Raw genomic sequence first — 16,751 nt, forward strand, 5'->3', positions numbered from 1 at the left:
CGCTGCGGCCCGGAGCTTCAGTAGCTGTCGCTGGAGCCGCCGCCGCCGGAGCTGCCACCGCCGCCGGGGCTGCCACCGCCACCGCCCCAGCCGCCTCCGCCGCCTCCACCCCAGCCGCCGCCTCCGCCGCCCCAGCCACCTCCGCCGCCGAAGAAGGGCGGGAAGAACATGATGCCGCGCCGGCGCCGGCGCCCGCCGCCTCCGCCGCGGAACATGTTGAAGAGGAAGAAGGCGAAGAAGGCGGCCATGAGGCAGCCCACGCCGCCGAAGCCCGTGTCGCCCGAGGGCTCGCGCGAGGTGGGGCGCGCGGGCAGGGGCGCGGCGCCCGGCAGCGGCTGGCCGGTCACGGCGATGGCCATGGCGTTGGTGCCGTCCGCCACGGCGTCGTAGTAGCGGTTCTCCTTCAGCGCGGGCTTCACGTACTTCTGCAGGATGTCGAAGGTCTGCAGGTCGGTGAGCTCACCGCCCACGCCCTTGCCCGTCTCGATGCGCACCCGGCGCTCGCGCGGCGCGATGACCAGCAGCGCGCCGTTGTCCTTGCCGGCGCTGCCGATCTTCCAGGTGTTGAAGGCCGCGTAGGCCACGTCCTCGATGGTCTCGCCGCCCAGCGTGTCCACGACGAAGACGGCGACCTTGAAGTCGCTCTGCCGGTCCAGCGCGTTGAGGCGCTGGTTCAGCGTCGCGCGCTCCTCGGCGCTCAGCACGCCGGCCGTGTCCGTGACGTAGCCCTGCAGGGGCGGCGGGCGATAGGGGCCGCTCGAGGGGCGCGCCGCCTCGTCGTCCTGCGGAAGGGCCGCGGGGCCGCCGCGCGCGGCCGGGGTCTCGGCCGGGGGCGAGTCCGTCGCGGGCGTGGCACCCGGGCGCGCGTCGTCCTTGCGCCCGTCGTCAGGGGCCTGCTGCGCGCCACCGCTGCTGCGCGGCGAGGGCGGTGCCTCGTCGGGGCCTGCGGAGGCGGGGGGCGCTGCAGGGCTGCGCGGCGCCTGCGTCTCGGGACGCCGGGCCGGGGGCAGGGGCTGCAGCGAGGACTGGTTCTGCGCCTGCGCGCTCGCGGCGCCCAGGAGCAGCGCGCAGGAGAGGGCGGCGGCCGCCGCGGGGCGCGCGTGCCGCCGGGCTGCCGCCGCGAGGGCCATCAGAAGTTCACCTTGGGGGCGGCCTGGGACTCGGGGCTGGCGCGGAAGTACTGGCGGGGCTTGAAGGTGCCGCCCGTGGCGCGCTTCACCACCGCGCCGCCAATCTTGCCGAGCTCCGCGTTGTAGTCGGCGACGGCCGCGTTGTACTGCTCGCGCGAGCGCAGGATGCGGTTCTCGGTGCCCTCCAGCTGCACCTGCAGGCCGCGGAAGTTCTCGTTGCTCTTGAGCTCGGGGTACTTCTCCTGCACCACCAGCAGGCGGCTCAGCGCGCTGGTCAGCCCCTCCTGGGCCTTCTGGAACGCGGCCACCTTGGCGGGGTCCTGCAGGTCCTCGCCGCTCAGCTGGATGCTCGTCGCCTTGGCGCGCGCCTCGAGCACCCCGGTGAGGATGTCCTTCTCCGAGGCGGCCGCCGCCTTCACGGTGTTCACCAGGTTGGGGATGAGGTCCGCGCGCCGCTGCAGCTGGGCCTCGAGGTCCGCCCAGCGCTGCTCGCACACCTGGTCCTTCTCGATGAGGACGTCGTACTTCTGACAGCCGGGCAGCAGCGCCACACCGAGGGCGACCAGCACCGGCACCACCAGGGCTCTGCGAAGGGAAGAGGGGCGCATAGGGCTCTCGTGCATAGGAACTTCAAGGTAAGGACCGCGTGATGCAGGGACAATAAGCAGCCCGCGGCGCAGTCAAGGCGGATGCGGCCAGGCGGCCGAGCGGCTCACACCCTGCTTTGGAGGTTGCGCCGGCGCGCCCGCTCCTGCAGAGAGTCCGCTTCCCGATGAATCAGCACCTCGCCACCTGGCTGCGGCCGGACGCGCTGCGCGACGCCGCGGGCGCCGCCACGTACGCGCGTGGGCAGGACTACGCGGGCGAGGGCCGAGTCGCGCGGCTCGCGGTGGAGCCCTCGGGCCTGCGCGGCGAGGTGGTGGGCACGCGGCGCTACCAGGTGCACCTGGGGGCGGACGAGGAGGGGCTGCAGGGGCTGTGCGAGTGCCCCGCGGCCCAGGCCGGCGGGCTGTGCAAGCACGCGGTGGCGCTCGGGCTCGCGTGGCTCGTGCAGCTCGAGGCCCAGGCGGAGGCGCCTGCGCACGCGCCGCGCCGCCGGGGCCCCGCGCCCGAGCCCCGCCCCAGCACCGAGGAGGCGACGGAGGCGTGGCTCGCGCTGCACGGCGTGGTGCACGCGCGCGACACCAGCATCCGGGTGCTCGCGCAGGCGCTGGGCTCGCGCGCCCTGGACCGGCTGCAGTACCTGCTGCCGCGCGCGGCCTCCGTCGCGGACGCGGCGGCGGGCCGGGTGGCGGACTTCCTCGGGCCCGTGGAGGGCGCGCTGCTCGAGCGGCTCCACGCCTGCGCCTGGGACTGGCTCGAGGAGGAGGCGGCGCGCGTGCGCCGCGGGCTGGAGGAGGAGGGGGCCCGGGGTCGCCAGGCGCCCACCGACGCGCGCCTCCTGCCCCTCGCCGAGCGGCTGCGCGAGCTGCGGGCGCGCCTGCGCGAGAGCGCGAGCCCCCGGGCGGAAGGAAGCGAGCCCGCCCAGCGGGAGTGGAACGAGCGGCCGCCGCGCTTTCGCCTGCGCGAGACGCTGTGGGCCCTCACCCCGGGGCGCACCCGGCTGCCCGTGCCGGTGGAGGTGGTGGTGCGGCTGCCCGCGCTGATGGAGGGCAGCCCCGCGCTCAGCTGCACCTGCACGCCCGGCCTGGCCCCCTCCTGCGTGCACGCGCTCAGCGCGCTCGATGCGGCGCTGCGCGACCTCGCGGAGCCGGCGCGCGCGGGGCGCAACGCGAGCCTCGCCGAGGCGCTGGTGGAGCGGCCCTGGACGCAGCTGCTGGGCGCGCTCGAGGCCGCGGCGCACGGGGCGCCCGCGCGCGCCGGCGGTGGGCACGAGGTGACGTGGCGGCTGGAGGGCTTCGAGGGCGGGGTGCCCCGGCTCGAGCCCTACCTGCACCGACCGCGCAAGGGCGGAGGCCTCTCCGCGGGAAGCCGCCTCACGGCGCGCGACCACGACGTGGCGCTGGAGGCGGCGCGCAGCCCCCGCGAGCGCGAGGCGCTGGAGCTGCGCCTGCTGAGCCAGAGCGCGTACGGCGAGGACGAGCGGCGCATCGTGCTGCGGCTGCTGCGCTGTCTCGCGGGCAGCCCCCGCCTCTTCCTCTCCGAGCGCCTGGAGGCGCCGCTCGAGGTGCGCGAGCTGCCGCTGGGGCTCTCCTTCGTGGACGAGGAGGGAGGCCGCCTGCGCGTCGCGCCCGCGGTGGGCGGGCAGTCGGTGGAGCTGGATGCGCTCTTGCTCGCGCGCGAGCGCGCCCCGCGCGGCTGGCCCTGGGTGCACCTGGAGCCTCAGCTCCCGCGCCTGACGCTCATCCAGGCCGCTCCCGCCGCGGGCAGCGTGCTGGAGGCCTTGCGCGACTACGGCGCGCGCCTGCCGGCCGAGGCGCTGCGCCCGGTGCTCGACCGGCTGGAGGCGCTGGAGAGCGCGTTTCCGCTCGCCCTGCCGCAGGCGCTGGAGGGCCGCAGCGTGCCGCCCGCCGGCACGCAGGTGGTGCGGCTGCAGCCCACGGGCGCGGGCGGCCTCACCGGCGTGCTGCGCGTGGAGCCCCTGCCCGAGGCGCCTCTTTTCCCTCCCGGCGAGGGCGCGGTGCAGGTGCGCGCCACGCGCGAGGGCGAGCGGCTCGTCACCCGCAGAGACCTGGAGGCCGAGCGCGCGGAGGCGCACGCGCTGTGCGCGCGGCTGGGGGTGAAGGTGGAGGGGGCGGACTGGGCGCTGCTCTTCGAGGACCCCACCGAGGCGCTCTCCGTGCTCGAGCGGCTGCAGGGGCTCTTGTCCCCCACCTTGCGCGTGGAGTGGCCCGAGGAGGAGCTGCGGGTGGTGGCGGCTCCTTCGTGGGCGAGCCTCAAGGTGGAGGTGCGCAAGCAGCGCGACTGGTTCGGCGTGGGCGGCGCGCTGGAGGTGGACGGCACGAAGCTCACGCTGGAGCAGCTGCTGGAGGCGGCGCGCACGCAGGCGCACTTCGTGCCGCTCGGAAAGGGGCGCTTCATGCGCCTCACCCAGAGCCTGCGCGAGCAGCTCGGCGCCCTCGCGGACCTCGCGCACCCGACGCGCAGCGGGCTGCAGCTTTCGGTGGCCGCAGCGCCCTTGCTCGAGGCCTTCGCGGCCGCGGGCGCGCAGGTGGCGGCGCCGCCGGACTGGCGCAAGCTCAGCGAGCGCATCGCGCGCTCGCGCACGCTCGAGGTGCCCGTGCCCGAGGGGCTGCGGGCGGAGCTGCGCGACTACCAGCGCGAGGGCTTCGTGTGGATGGCGCGGCTCACCGAGTGGGGCGCGGGCGCGGCGCTCGCGGACGACATGGGCCTGGGCAAGACGCTGCAGGCGCTCGCGCTGCTCTTGCACCGAGCATCCCGCGGCCCCGCGCTGGTGGTGGCGCCCACCAGCGTCTGCTTCAACTGGGAGCGCGAGGCGGCGCGCTTCGCGCCGGGCCTCACGCTGCACGCCTACCGCGAGTCCTCGCGCGGGGCGCTGCTCGTGGGCCTGGGGCCGGGGGACGTGGTGGTGGTGAGCTACGGCCTCGTGGCCAACGACGTGGCGCGGCTCGCGGGCGTGCAGTGGAGCACGCTGGTGGTGGACGAGGCGCAGGCGATGAAGAACCCGGACACGCAGCGCGCGCGGGCGCTGCGCCAGCTGCAGGCGGACGCGCGCGTGGCGCTCACGGGCACGCCGGTGGAGAACCGGCTGAGCGAGCTGTGGAGCCTCTTCGCGCTGCTGTTCCCGGGGCTGCTGGGCAGCCGGGACGTGTTCCGCGGGCGCTTCGCCACGCCCATCGAGCGCGACGGAGACGGTGCGCGGCGCGCGGCGCTCGCGGCGGTCCTGCGCCCCTTCCTGCTGCGGCGCACGAAGGGGCAGGTGGCGCGCGAGCTGCCCGCGCGCACCGAGGTGGTGGTGACGGTGGCGCTCACGCCGGCGGAGCGGCGGCTGTACGACGAGTCGCGCAAGCTTGCGCTCGCGCAGCTGGGAGGGCGCGCGAGCGCGCCGGAGATGCGCATCGAGGTGCTCGCGGCGCTGACGAAGCTGCGGCTGCTCGCGTGCCACCCGCGGCTCGGGGACCCGAGGAGCGAGGTGCCCAGCAGCAAGCTCACGCGCTTCATGGAGCTGGTGCAGGAGCTGCGCGCGGAGGGGCACCGGGCGCTCGTCTTCAGCCAGTTCACGCGCCACCTCGCGCTGGTGCGCGAGGCGCTGGACGAGGCGGGGGTGGGCTACCTCTACCTGGACGGGAGCACGCCGCCCGCGGAGCGCGCGGCGCGGGTGGACGCGTTCCAGGCGGGGAGGGCGGAGCTGTTCCTCATCAGCCTCAAGGCGGGCGGCACGGGGCTGAACCTCACGGCGGCGGACCACGTCATCCACCTGGACCCCTGGTGGAACCCGGCGGTGGAGGACCAGGCCACGGACCGCGCGCACCGCATCGGGCAGGACAAGCCGGTGACGGTGAGCCGGCTGGTGAGCCAGGGCACGATCGAGGAGGCGATCGTGCAGCTGCACGCGGAGAAGCGCGAGCTCGCGCAGAGCCTGCTGGCCGGCGCAGACGGCGCTGCGGCCCTCACGGGCGAGCAGCTCCTCGCGCTGCTGCGCTTCACGGGAGCGGAAAGGGACGAGCCCGCCGCCATGCCCGCTGCCGCCTCGAAAGCGCCCAGAGATACCCTCCACTAGCCCCCGCGAGAAGGGCGGCCCGGGCGCAGGCGCCGTCTCTCGTGCAGGCCCGCAGCGCCCCGTCAGCCATGCCCGGTAGCGTCTCGCCCGGGAGCCGGGCGGGAATGGGTGGAGGGGAGACGCAGGCGAAGGGGGCGGAGTGCGGGCGCAGGTACCGGAGAAGGCAACCGGAGGGCTCGGCGTTGTACGCCGCCGTGCGCGAGAATCTCGCCACGCTCATCAGCGAGGCAGACGCAGTGGGCCGCGGCCTGCCGCGCTACGTGCAGCGCGACTTCACGCGCTACCTGGACTGTGGCCAGCTGGCAAACGGCTTCGCGCGCGTGCGGTGCGAAGCGTGCGGTGACGAGCTGCAGGTGGCCTTCAGCTGCAAGGGGCGCGGCGTGTGTCCCTCCTGCAATCACGCGCTGGTGCCCGACGGAGTTTTCACTCAGGAGGGAGCCTTCGTCCCTTTGCCGCCGCCTACGCAGCCGGAGGTGGAGCGGCTTCTCGCGCGGGTGCGCCGCCGGGTGCTGGCGCTGCTGGCTGCGCGCGGGGTGCTGGAGGCAGAAGCGGAGGACGATTCGCTGGAACGCTACCGGGCCCACTCGTTGCGCGGACAGCTGGCGTTGTTGCGCCTCGACGTGCGCGCCCCTCCCCGCCAGCAGCCCCGCTGCGCCTTCTTCGAAGGCTTCAGCCTGCATGCCAACACCCACCTGCACCCGAACGACCGGGAAGGCCTCGCGCGCCTGTGTCGCTACGGGGCCCGGGGCCCCTTGGCCCTGGAGCGCTTCGAGCGCGCACCCGACGGCCGCATCGCGTACCGGATGAAGCGGGTGCTGCCCGGGGGCCGCACGCACCTGCACTTCACGGGGCTGGAGCTCTTGCGCAAGCTGACGGCGCTGGTGCCGCCGCCGCGCAGCAACCTGGTGCGCTTTCATGGCGTGTTCGCGCCAGGGGCGAGGCTGCGGGCTGCCGTGGCGCCGGTGCCCGCTTCAGCACTGGCTGCCTCGGGTGAGGCCGCCGCCGCAGTGCACGTGAAGCCGGTCGCGGCAGCCTCGCGCGCGCGGACGCCGCGCCTGGACTGGGCAGGGTTGCTGCAGCGCACCTTCGCGCTCGACGTCTTCCGGTGCACGCGCTGCGGGGGCAAGCGCCGCGTGCTCGCCTACCTGACGCACCCCCCTGTCGTGCGGGCCATCCTCGCTCACGTAGGCGAGGCGACGGGGGTGGCGCCACTGGCGGCGGCGCAGGGCCCGCCGGGGTGGGAGTAGGGCAGCGCGCAGACTCGGAGCGGGACGGGGAAGGGGCGTGGGCGTGCAGGGGGCGCTCGAGGCCCGAGGTGCGCCGGCCACCTGGCCGAGGACGCCGCGCGGGGGCCTCGAGGTGGGGACTTCCACGGTTGGGGAGGGCTCAACGGACACGCGCGCGGCGAGACGCTGCGCGAGAAACGCGGGCTGTTCCTCCTATGCGCCAAGCCAGTCACGGCAACGACATCGATTGGGTAATGGACTTCGCCAAGTTCGACGCCCACGACATCAATCACGTCACAAAGGGCTCCTGGCTGCGGGCGAGTCGTGAGCTCGACGCCTGCGGACATGAGGGCTGCAAGGAGGCATCATTGCGATTCCACGACAATGGACGCGGCACGCAGCTCGATGCGGCAGACTTGATGGAACCGAAGGAGGCGCGGCGCTCTGCGCAGTCGCCCCAGTATCCTGTCTCCTGGGAGGGGCAGCGCGCGCCGCCCCTTCCAGTGCCAGTGGCGTGGGCTTCTCAGTCCGCAGCGTAGAGCCGCGGGTCGAAGAAGAAGGCCCGCGAGGGCCGCACCTCGAGCTTCTTGAAGTCCGCGTGGGCGGGGTTGAGCAGGAAGTTCTGCTCCTCGGGGATGATGACGGAGGGCATGGCCAGCAGGGCGGAGCGGGCCTCCCGCACCCAGGCGTTGCCAAAGGCCCGGAGCTCGGGCGGCGCGCTGACGGCCCGCCAGTCCTTGGAGAGCGTCTCGGGGTCCACCGTCTCGATGGCGCCCGCGACGGCCGCGGGCACCTCCACGGAGCACGCCGCAAACCGGCTCGGCAGGTCCTCCACGTCTGCGTGCACCAGCACCTCGAGCGCCGCGAGCGAGAGCGCGGAGGAGAGGTACACCAGGGGCGTGCCGGCGCTGTTCCAGCGGCCGCCGTACAGTCGGGCGCCCTCGCCGGTGAAGGCGGTGTCCGCCCAGCGCTCAGGGACGAGGCGCCAGAGCAGCATCAGCTGTAGACGCCGTACTGGATGCGGCCGAGCACGTGCTCCACCTGCGCTGCGCCCACGTCCACATCCAGCATGGAGAGGGGCGGCTTGCCGCCCAGGGCTCGGTTGGGCTTGCGCAGCCAGCGGTAGACCTTCTCCATGTCGCCGAGCACCTCCTCGGCCCGCACGGCGAGGCGCGCGAGCCGCAGCGCGCGCTCCGACTCCTGGGGGTTGAGCTTCTCGCCCTTCTCCTTGCGGCGGCTGAGCGAGCGGCGCGGCAGGCGCAACGAGTCCGCCGCCTCGTCCAGCGTGAGCTGCAGGCCGTCCGCCACGCGCTCGAGCGAGGCGTAGGGGAGGCCCTCACGCACCAGCTCCACGAGGTCATCCTCGTTCTTGAGGGTGGTGCCCAGCACCGTGCGGCCCCCCAGCAGCTTCGTCAGCGAATCCATCGGCGCCATGCCTTGTCCTCCCGAACCAGTGGCCAAAACATAATGGCCATTTGGCAATTTGCCAAGGAGTCGTCGGGCGCAGCGCTACGTCCGGGTCTTCTTCTGGCCAGAGGCTCGCGAATGGGGCTGCCTGCTTGCCTGCTTGGCCAACGGATGCAGGTGAGACCAGGTCCGCCCTGTACGTAGGCGCGCCTATGCAGGTGCCACTGCGGGCGGCCGCGCGAGAAACACGGGACGTTCGTCAGATGCTCGGAGCAGAGGGGCCGCCGTTCATCCTGGTTTTCGACCGCTCACCACGAGAACCCGCCGCTCTTTCATCGTCCATAGGTCCGAGAAAACACGCTCGCTACTTTGACGGGACTGGCCAGCCCGGAGCCGGCCCGGACCTTCAAGGAGCGCGCGACATGCTTTCGATCAAGCAGCTTCACAAAACCTATGGCAACGGGGTGCATGCGCTGAACGGCGTCACGCTGGAGATCCCCACCGGCCTGTTCGGGCTGCTCGGCCCGAACGGCGCCGGCAAGTCCACGCTGATGCGCACCATCGCCACGCTGCAGGAGCCGGACAGCGGCAGCATCCACCTGGACGGTCGCGACGTCGTGCAGGACAAGGAGGGCCTGCGCCGTCAGCTGGGCTACCTCCCGCAGGAGTTCGGCGTCTATCCGAAGACCAGCGCGCTCGAGCTGCTGAACCACTTCGCGGTGCTGAAGGGACTGACCCGGCGCGGCGAGCGCAAGGAGGCGGTCGAAGGCCTGCTGCACCAGGTGAACCTGTGGGATGCGAGGAAGCGCGCCGTGGCCAGCTACTCGGGCGGCATGCGCCAGCGCTTCGGCATCGCCCAGGCCCTGCTCGGCGCGCCGCGGCTGGTGATCGTCGACGAGCCCACCGCCGGCCTCGACCCGGATGAGCGCAACCGCTTCCTGAACCTGCTGGCGCGGATCGGCGAGCAGGTGGTCGTGATCCTGTCCACCCACATCGTGGACGACGTCACCGACCTGTGCCCCCGCATGGCGATGATCGCGCGCGGCCAGGTCCTGGTGTCCGGCCGGCCGCAGGATGCGATCGAGCTGTTGCGCAGCCGCGTCTGGCGCTGCCGCGTCGACGATGCCCAGCTCGACGAATACCAGCGCCGCTTCGCCGTGCTGTCGACCCGCCTGGTGGGCGGCAAGCCGCAGATCCACGTCTACGCCGAGACCCAGCCGGAGGAAGGCTTCACGCCGGTCGAACCCGGCCTCGAGGACGTCTACTTCCTCCAGCTGCGCGCCGTGCAGTCCAACCCTGCGTCGGCTCGCGGAGAGCGTCATGTGGCGTGAGTTCTTCCGCTTCGACCTGCGCTACCAGCTGCGCCAGCCCCTGCTGTGGCTGGCCACGGCGGTGCTCGGGGGGATGGCCTTCGCGAGTGCCGGCAGCACCTCGGTGCGCATCGGCACGGGGCCCGGCGGCATCGGCAACGTGCACCTGAATGCGCCCGTCGTCATCGCCAACCAGCTCGGCGTGCTGAGCATGATCTCGATGCTGCTGGTGACCGTGTTCGTCGCCGGCGCCGTGCTGCGCGACAGCGAGACCGGCATGGCTGACCTGCTGTACGCCACGCCGCTGCGCAAGCGCGACTACCTGTTCGGACGCTTCCTGGCCGGCTTTGCCGTCTGCCTGCTGGTCTTCTCCGCGATCACGCTGGCGATGATGGCTGGCGCCAGCCTGCCCTCGGTCGACCCCGAGCGGCTGGGCGCGTTCTCGCTGTGGCCCTATGCCTGGAGCTTCGGCGTGCTGGTGGTGCCCAACCTGCTGTTCGTGGCCGCGCTGCTGATGCTGCTGGCGGCCCTGACCCGCTCGATGATCGCGGTGTATGCCGGCGTGGTCGCCGTCATCGTGCTGTGGGCGGTCGCCGCGGCGCTCGGCGCTGGCAATGGCAGCGCCGGCGGCGGCGCGCCCGTGGCGGCGCTGCTCGACCCCTTCGGCGTGCGCGTGCTGGCCCGGTTGACCCGCTACTTCAGCGCCGCCCAGCTCAACACCGAGCTGCCTCCGCTCTCCGGCCTTCTGCTGGCCAACCGCCTGCTGTGGAGCGGCACGGCGCTGGCCATGCTCGGCGCCACGGTGGCGCTGTTCAGGCCGCAGCGTGCGGGTACGGCCGGCCGCCGCTTCGGGAAGGCGCAGCCGCAGGCCCCTGCCGCCGTTGCGCTGCGCGTGCCGCCGGTACCCCGCACCGCACCGCGTTTCGACGCCTGGACCGGCGCTGCCCAGGCCTGGCACCTGCTGCGCTTCGACCTGCGCAGCACCGTCCGCAGCCTGCCCTTCCTGGTGATGCTGCTGCTGGCGCTGGCCAACTTCGTCGCCAACTACTCGATCGGCGGCATGCGCTTCGACAGTGTGCCGTATCCGCTCACGCGCCTGATGCTGGAAGAGCTGATCGGCTCCACCGACGCGGTGCTGGTGCTGGTGCTGCTGTTCTACAGCGGCGAGCTGGTGCATCGCGACCGCCAGCTCAAGGTCGCCGACGTCAGCGACGCCACGCCTCTCCCGGGCTGGGTGCCGCTGCTGGCCAAGGCCGGGGCCCTGGGCGCGGTGGTGCTGGTGTTCCTGGGCGCCGGTGCGCTCGTGGCCGTCGCCATGCAGCTGTTCAAGGGTGGGGCGCCGGTGGAGCTCGGGCTGTACGTGCAGGGCACGCTGATCTCCGCCGCGTACTTCGTCATCGCAGCCATCGCGCTGCTGGCCCTGCAGGCGCTGGCCCACCACAAGTACCTGGGCTACCTGCTCGGCGCGACCCTGCTGGGGTCGGGCGACGTGCTGGGCCTGGAGCATCGCCTGCTGAGCTTCGGCTCGCTGCCGCCGCTGGCGTACTCGGACCTGAACGGCTACGGCCACTACCTGAGGGGCTGGTGCTGGTTCGCGGCGTACTGGATGCTGTTCGCCGCCGCGCTCCTGTTCCTGGCCCAGGCCTTCCGCGTGCGAGGCCCGGCCCCGGGCTGGCGTGCGCGCCTGGCTGCGGGCCTGCGCGGCCTGCGCGGCGGGAGCGGCCTCGGACTGGCGCTCAGCGTCGCCGCTCTCGCTGCGGTGGGCGGCTGGATCTTCTACAACACGAATGTCCTGAACCGCTACGAGTCGCATGACGCTGCGCTGGACAGCGCTGCCGACTACGAGAAGCGCTACCGGGGCTTCCTCGAGCTGCCGAATCCCAGCGTGACCGCGGTGCGCGCGGACGTCGCCATCTTCCCGGCCGAGCAGCGCGTCCGCATCGCGGGCAGCTACCAGCTGCGCAACGACAGCGGTGCGCCGCTCGACACCCTGCGCATCCAGCTGGACCCGGCCGCGCATACCGAGCTCGTCCAGCTGCCGCCGCACGCGGTGGCCCTCGACGATGCCCGCCATGGAGTCCGGGTCCTCGAGCTGCGCGAGCCCCTGGCGCCAGGCGCGAGCCTGACGTTCGCCTTCAGGGTCGAAGTGGAGAGCGCGGGCTTCACCAACAGCGGCGCGCCCGGCCCGGTGAACCAGAACGGCACCCTGTTCACGTCCGAGAGCTTCTTCCCGAAGTTCGGCTACGTGCAGGCCCGGGAGATCGAAGACCGCGCCGAACGCCGCAAGCGCGGCCTCGGCGAGCCGCACCGCATGCCGAAGCTCGACGACGTGTCCGCCCGCAGGAGCAACTACTGGAAGCTGTTCGGCTTCGACGCTGACCTGGTCGACTTCGAGACCACGGTGTCGACCAGTGCCGACCAGGTCGCGATCGCGCCGGGCCAGCTCGTGAAGAGCTGGGAAGAGAAGGGGCGCCGCTTCTTCCACTACCGCATGGACCGGCCGATCCTGCCCTTCTTCGTGTTCCAGTCGGGCCGCTGGGAGGTGGCGCAGGGTGAGTGGAACGGCGTGCCGATCCGCGTCCACCACGACCGCAAGCATGCGTACAACGTCGGCAGCATGATCAAGGGGGCCGAGCGCGCACTCGACTACGACAGCGCCAACTTCGGGCCCTATCCGTACAGGGACGTGCGCATCACCGAGTTCCCGCTGTACCAGCAGTATGCGCGCAGCTTCCCGGGCATCATTCCCTTCTCGGAGTCGCTCGGCTTCATCAGCGACCTGCGCGACCCCGGCGGCGTCGACCACGTGTTCTACGTGACGGCGCACGAGGTTTCGCACCAGTGGTGGGGCGACCAGGTCATCGCCGCGAACACCCAGGGCAGCATGATGGTGACGGAATCGGTGGCCGAATATGCGGCCCTGATGACCGTGGAGAAGGAGTTCGGCGCCGAGAAGACGCGCCATCTCCTGCGCTACGACCTCGACCAGTACCTGGCCGGCCGCGGCAAGGAGCTGGTGGAGGAGCAGCCGCTGGTGAGCGTGGAGAACCAGGTCTACATCGGCTATCGCAAGGGCAGCATGGTGTTCTACCGCCTGCGCGAGGAGATCGGCGAGGCGGCGCTGAACCGCGCGCTGAAGGGCTTCGTGTCGGCGCACCGCTTCCAGACCGGCAGCTACATCACCAGCCGGGACCTGCTGCAGGCGATCCGCGCCGAGACCCCGGCCGACAAGCAGGAGCTGCTCACCGACCTGTTCGAGCGCATCGTCCTGTACGACAACCGTGTCAGCGCGGCGGGCGCGAAGCAGCGCGCCGACGGCCAGTGGGACGTGACCCTGCAGCTCCATCTGGCCAAGCTGCAGGCCGACGGCAAGGGCCAGGAGACGGTGCGCAGCTACGACGAGCCGGTGGAGCTCGCGGTGTTCGGTCCGGCGGGCGAGGTTCTGCTGCGCGAGAAGCGCCGGTTGGCGGGCGGCGATACGAGCGTGACGGTCACCGTGAAGGACAGGCCGGCGGAGGTGGGCGTGGACCCGTACAACCTCCTGATCGACCGCATGCCATCGGATAACCGCAAGCAGGTCAGCGTGCAGTAGGGGAGCGCCTGGCGGCGCGGCTACAGGCCCTTCAGCTGCCTGAACTGCGCCGCCCGTCTGCGCGACATCGGCACCTTCAGGTCGCCGGTCAGCGTCAGCTCCATGCTGCCCGTCGCGGTCGGCGCAACCCCGGCCACGAAGTCGAGGTTGACGATCTGCCGGCGGCTCACGCGCAGGAAACGCGCCGGATCGAGGCGGGCTTCCAGCTGGTTCAGGGAGCGCAGCATCAGGGGGCGGTGCCGGTCGAAGTAGACGCGGGTGTAGTTGCCCTCGGATTCGAACAGCATGATCTGGTCGAGCGCGACGAACCAGCAGCGTTCGCCGTCCTTGATGAAGACCTTGCCGTCCGGCGCCTGCAACCTCTCGCCCTTCGGCGCATCCGGCTGGCGCAACACCTTGTTCAGCGCATGTGCCAGTCGCTGCGGCTCGATCGGCTTGAGCAGGTAGTCGAGCGCGCTGACGTCGAAGGCGCGCAGCGCGTACTGATCGAAGGCGGTGGTGAAGATGACGGGGGGCGGATCGTCGAGCGAGGCCAGCAGGTCGAAACCGCTCCCGCCCGGCATCTGAACGTCGAGGAAGACCAGCTCCGGCGCCCGTTGATTGATCACCGCGCGGGCTTCGATCGCATTCGCCGCTTCGCCCACCACCTCGAGGTCAGGGTGCGCGGCCAGCAAGCGCCGCAGCTCGAGGCGCGCCAGGGGCTCGTCATCGACGATCAAGACCTTCATGCATGCTCCTGGGGCAGAGCAACCTCGGCGACGACCCAGCCGTCGCGTTCCGCCAGCGTGCAGCAGGCGTCGGGGCCGAACAGCAGCGACAGGCGCTTGCTGGTGTTCGCCAGCCCGACCCGCGTCGAGCCGCTCGCTTCGGCCAGGCGGCCCTGGTTGGCGACCGTGAGCACGACCCGGCCGCCTGCGAGCTGCGCGCCGATGCGCAGCTCGCAGGGACCGATGCTGGGCTCGACCCCGTGCTTGACGGCGTTCTCCACCAGGGTCTGCAGCGCCATGGGCGGAATCGGGACGGCGTCGAGCCCGGGTTCGATCTCGAAGCGCAGCTGCAGTCGGGTGTCGAAGCGGTGCTTCTCCATGCCGAGATAGGCGCTGACCGCCGCCAGCTCGTCCGCCAGCGGCACCGTCGCCACCTGTCCGGCGCGCAGGCTGTGGCGCATCATGCCGCCGAGCTGTCCGACCGCGCGCGCAGCCAGGTCAGGGTCCGCGTAGATCAGGGCGCGGATGCTGTTCAGGCTATTGAAGAAGAAGTGCGGATTGACCTGGGCCTGCAGCGCACGCAGCTCGGCGTCCTTGATGCTGACTTCGAGCTGCAGCTTCTCGAGCTCGAAGCGCAGCGCGCGCCGGCGCGCCAGCATGGTCGAGTAGCACAGGGTCCAGACCGAGAAGGTGGCGTACCACAGCAGGCAAGCGGCGATCAGGAGGCTCGGTGTCTCGGCCGGGTCGTCGAGCAGGGCGCCATGCCGGAACAGCAGATCGGCCATCACCATCACACCGGTCTGCGCGACGCTGAGAACCAGCAGGCCGCCGAGCACGCCCTTCAGCGGCGGCGCACTGGGACGGTCGATCCAGCCGCGGCGGCGCAGGAACAAGCGCCAGCAGTGCGACAGCAGCAAGCCGCTGACCACCGTCATCGACTTGGCGAGCACGAAGCGAAACGCGGCCTCGCTCCAGCTGGTCAGGCTCGACAGCACCGCGAGCACGGCCATGCCGCCCCAGCCGCCCAGCTGGAACAGCCAGTAGTCGTGACTCGATGGGGTCGCCGGCGGAACAGCCGTGTGGAGGCGGGACGGCTGGAACATGGTCTATCTCTTCCACTGCATGGCGAGCGCCCAACAAGACCGCTCGGTGAGCCACCTGATGCGGCCGTGTCCATCTTACGGCCGCCATTCCCGAAGTGCTCGCCTCCGACTCCCTCTGGAAGCGCATCGCCCCGCGGCTGCAGGACGGGCAGGGTGCCCTGGGCGCACAGGGGGGCGCTCGAGGCCCGAGGGTTGCGCCTGCGAGGCGGGCCGAGGACGCCGTGCAGTGGCCTCGAGGCGGGGACTTCCACGGTGCGGCGGGGTCAACGGACACGAGCGCGGCAAGACGCTGCGCGAGAAACACGGGCTGTTCCTCCTGTGCTCCGCTTCACGGTAGGTTGCGAACATGAACAGACAGCTGCTGTGCCTGTGGGCTGGCCTCGTCTTCTTTTTGCCGACAGCCCAGGCCGAGACGGCGTCCCCGCTCCCCGGGCGACTCAAATTGACTCACATCGCCGCTGACACGTGGCGTGCCGAATATGCCCTTGCCGAGCCCGTGACGAGCATCGATCTCGGTCCAAAGATTGGCGAATACCGCCAACAGGCCTGGCGAATCCTGACGCCGGGAGTGGGGCTGGTGACGCTAGAGGACCAGCAAACCATCAGCGCTGGGGGCAAGGCGTTCTCGGCGTTCAGCGTCGAAGTCAGCCTCTATTTGCCCTATGCGGAAGGGAACTACACCGCATTCGACCGCATGTCCGATGGCGGCACCGCGGTCTTCATCGGCTTCTTCACCGGCGATGCCGTGCAAGGGCGCCGCACCCGTCCCTTGCACCTGAAGGTGCAGCTGGCGGGGCTGGCGCACGAAAACGTCATTGCCCCCGATGACCGTCATCCCGACCAGCCGAGCTATGCCTATTTCGGCCCGGCGACTCCCACTCCTGCCGGTGTCGGAAAACTCATCCTCGACCCCAGGACGCCCGACTGGCTGGTCGAGCTGATGCAGGAAACCACGACGAAGATCACGCAATTCTACAATCGCGCGTTCCAGCGTCCGTTGACCTATCGGCCCCTGATGCTCGTCTCCATTTCGGATTTCGAGACGCGGGGATTGTCAACGAAGGGGGGCGCGGTGGGGCAGCAAGTCGTGTACCGCCTGGGAGGGAAGGCCCTGCTGGGGGGCTCGGAGCAGGTGAGGAGGATCGTGACGGAATTGATCGCCCACGAGTGGGCGCATGTCTGGCAAAACAATGTCGCCCGGGGGGGCATCGGCGGCACCGAGGCGTGGGTGCACGAAGGGGGTGCGGAGGCGATCGCCTTGGCGGGACTGCGGGGGAGCGGCCTGCTCAGTCCAGCCGACGCCGACGCCTACGCGGCCAAGTTGATCCAGGAGTGTGCGGCGCTCGAAGGCAGCGTGGAGAGCTATCGCGGCTTCTATGCCTGCGGCTTCAAACGCTTTACCGATTACGAGCTAGGCATCTTCCCGCTTTGGAAGTCGATGATGGAGACCACCGAGTCGACCGGTGCCGTGTACTCGAGCTCGATGATCGAAGCCATCCGGGCAAGGGCCAGAAAAGCGGGCGCGTCTGCGGGCCGCGGCCAGTCGAAGCAGGCCGTCGAACATCACTGACACCCCTGTGTGGGGCCTTCGGGCT

The 16,751-nt window shown here is 71.6% G+C and carries 11 protein-coding genes; 5 read left to right on the forward strand and 6 right to left on the reverse strand.

Annotated elements, in window-relative coordinates; translation table 11 throughout:
- Nucleotides 1-17 precede the first annotated feature (17 nt).
- Nucleotides 18-1,130: a YgcG family protein gene (locus tag FGE12_RS12870; RefSeq protein WP_153866754.1), complete on the reverse strand. Its 1,113-nt coding sequence runs from the start codon at nt 1,128-1,130 to the stop codon at nt 18-20.
- Nucleotides 1,130-1,738 (reverse strand): LemA family protein, encoded by a 609-nt coding sequence (locus FGE12_RS12875; RefSeq protein ID WP_153866755.1) that lies wholly within the window; start codon nt 1,736-1,738, stop codon nt 1,130-1,132. The genes FGE12_RS12870 and FGE12_RS12875 overlap by 1 nt, the downstream gene beginning before the upstream one ends.
- A 164-nt stretch (nt 1,739-1,902) precedes the next feature.
- Here FGE12_RS12875 and FGE12_RS12880 point away from each other — a divergent pair, with 164 nt between their 5' ends.
- Together FGE12_RS12880 and FGE12_RS12885 are read left to right on the forward strand one after the other, a co-directional pair.
- On the forward strand, nt 1,903-5,811 hold the full coding sequence (locus tag FGE12_RS12880) for a DEAD/DEAH box helicase (protein WP_153866756.1): 3,909 nt from the start codon (nt 1,903-1,905) through the stop codon (nt 5,809-5,811).
- Between the two features lie 182 nt (nt 5,812-5,993).
- On the forward strand, nt 5,994-7,058 hold the full coding sequence (locus FGE12_RS12885) for a transposase (RefSeq protein WP_194797838.1): 1,065 nt from the start codon (nt 5,994-5,996) through the stop codon (nt 7,056-7,058).
- Nucleotides 7,059-7,560: 502 nt separating this feature from the next.
- Here FGE12_RS12885 and FGE12_RS12890 read toward each other — a convergent pair.
- Both FGE12_RS12890 and FGE12_RS12895 read right to left on the reverse strand, forming a co-directional pair.
- The gene (locus FGE12_RS12890) at nt 7,561-8,034 is read right to left on the reverse strand and encodes an RES family NAD+ phosphorylase (RefSeq protein ID WP_153866758.1); all 474 of its coding nucleotides are present in this window, start codon (nt 8,032-8,034) and stop codon (nt 7,561-7,563) included.
- On the reverse strand, nt 8,034-8,471 hold the full coding sequence (locus FGE12_RS12895) for an antitoxin Xre/MbcA/ParS toxin-binding domain-containing protein (protein WP_153866759.1): 438 nt from the start codon (nt 8,469-8,471) through the stop codon (nt 8,034-8,036). Before FGE12_RS12895 ends, FGE12_RS12890 begins: the two co-directional genes overlap by 1 nt.
- A 395-nt stretch (nt 8,472-8,866) precedes the next feature.
- Between FGE12_RS12895 and FGE12_RS12900 the strand changes: the two genes are divergently transcribed.
- Together FGE12_RS12900 and FGE12_RS12905 are read left to right on the forward strand one after the other, a co-directional pair.
- The gene (locus tag FGE12_RS12900) at nt 8,867-9,775 is read left to right on the forward strand and encodes an ABC transporter ATP-binding protein (protein WP_153866760.1); all 909 of its coding nucleotides are present in this window, start codon (nt 8,867-8,869) and stop codon (nt 9,773-9,775) included.
- Nucleotides 9,765-13,346 carry a M1 family aminopeptidase gene (locus tag FGE12_RS12905; protein WP_153866761.1) on the forward strand — a complete coding sequence of 1,194 codons (3,582 nt, stop codon included), beginning with the start codon at nt 9,765-9,767 and terminating at the stop codon, nt 13,344-13,346. The genes FGE12_RS12900 and FGE12_RS12905 overlap by 11 nt, the downstream gene beginning before the upstream one ends.
- Nucleotides 13,347-13,366: 20 nt before the next feature.
- Here FGE12_RS12905 and FGE12_RS12910 read toward each other — a convergent pair whose 3' ends face one another.
- Nucleotides 13,367-14,074 carry a LytTR family DNA-binding domain-containing protein gene (locus FGE12_RS12910; protein ID WP_153866762.1) on the reverse strand — a complete coding sequence of 236 codons (708 nt, stop codon included), beginning with the start codon at nt 14,072-14,074 and terminating at the stop codon, nt 13,367-13,369.
- A complete protein-coding gene (locus FGE12_RS12915; RefSeq protein ID WP_153866763.1) occupies nt 14,071-15,156 on the reverse strand; it encodes a sensor histidine kinase in 1,086 nt (361 codons plus the stop codon). The genes FGE12_RS12910 and FGE12_RS12915 overlap by 4 nt, the downstream gene beginning before the upstream one ends.
- A gap of 346 nt (nt 15,157-15,502) precedes the next feature.
- Between FGE12_RS12915 and FGE12_RS12920 the strand changes: the two genes are divergently transcribed.
- Complete coding sequence (locus FGE12_RS12920; protein ID WP_153866764.1) at nt 15,503-16,726, forward strand: hypothetical protein; 1,224 nt, start codon at nt 15,503-15,505, stop codon at nt 16,724-16,726.
- Nucleotides 16,727-16,751: the final 25 nt, after the last annotated feature.

It is taken from the genome of Aggregicoccus sp. 17bor-14 (assembly GCF_009659535.1).
Lineage (GTDB): Bacteria > Myxococcota > Myxococcia > Myxococcales > Myxococcaceae > Aggregicoccus.

Coding starts and splice junctions, on each gene's coding strand:
- FGE12_RS12910 (WP_153866762.1), bottom strand. CDS start 14,074: ATGAAGGTCTTGATCGTCGATGACGAGCCCCTGGCGCGCCTCGAGCTG.
- FGE12_RS12875 (WP_153866755.1), bottom strand. CDS start 1,738: ATGCGCCCCTCTTCCCTTCGCAGAGCCCTGGTGGTGCCGGTGCTGGTC.
- FGE12_RS12895 (WP_153866759.1), bottom strand. CDS start 8,471: ATGGCGCCGATGGATTCGCTGACGAAGCTGCTGGGGGGCCGCACGGTG.
- FGE12_RS12890 (WP_153866758.1), bottom strand. CDS start 8,034: ATGCTGCTCTGGCGCCTCGTCCCTGAGCGCTGGGCGGACACCGCCTTC.
- FGE12_RS12920 (WP_153866764.1), top strand. CDS start 15,503: ATGAACAGACAGCTGCTGTGCCTGTGGGCTGGCCTCGTCTTCTTTTTG.
- FGE12_RS12880 (WP_153866756.1), top strand. CDS start 1,903: ATGAATCAGCACCTCGCCACCTGGCTGCGGCCGGACGCGCTGCGCGAC.
- FGE12_RS12870 (WP_153866754.1), bottom strand. CDS start 1,130: ATGGCCCTCGCGGCGGCAGCCCGGCGGCACGCGCGCCCCGCGGCGGCC.
- FGE12_RS12905 (WP_153866761.1), top strand. CDS start 9,765: ATGTGGCGTGAGTTCTTCCGCTTCGACCTGCGCTACCAGCTGCGCCAG.
- FGE12_RS12900 (WP_153866760.1), top strand. CDS start 8,867: ATGCTTTCGATCAAGCAGCTTCACAAAACCTATGGCAACGGGGTGCAT.
- FGE12_RS12915 (WP_153866763.1), bottom strand. CDS start 15,156: ATGTTCCAGCCGTCCCGCCTCCACACGGCTGTTCCGCCGGCGACCCCA.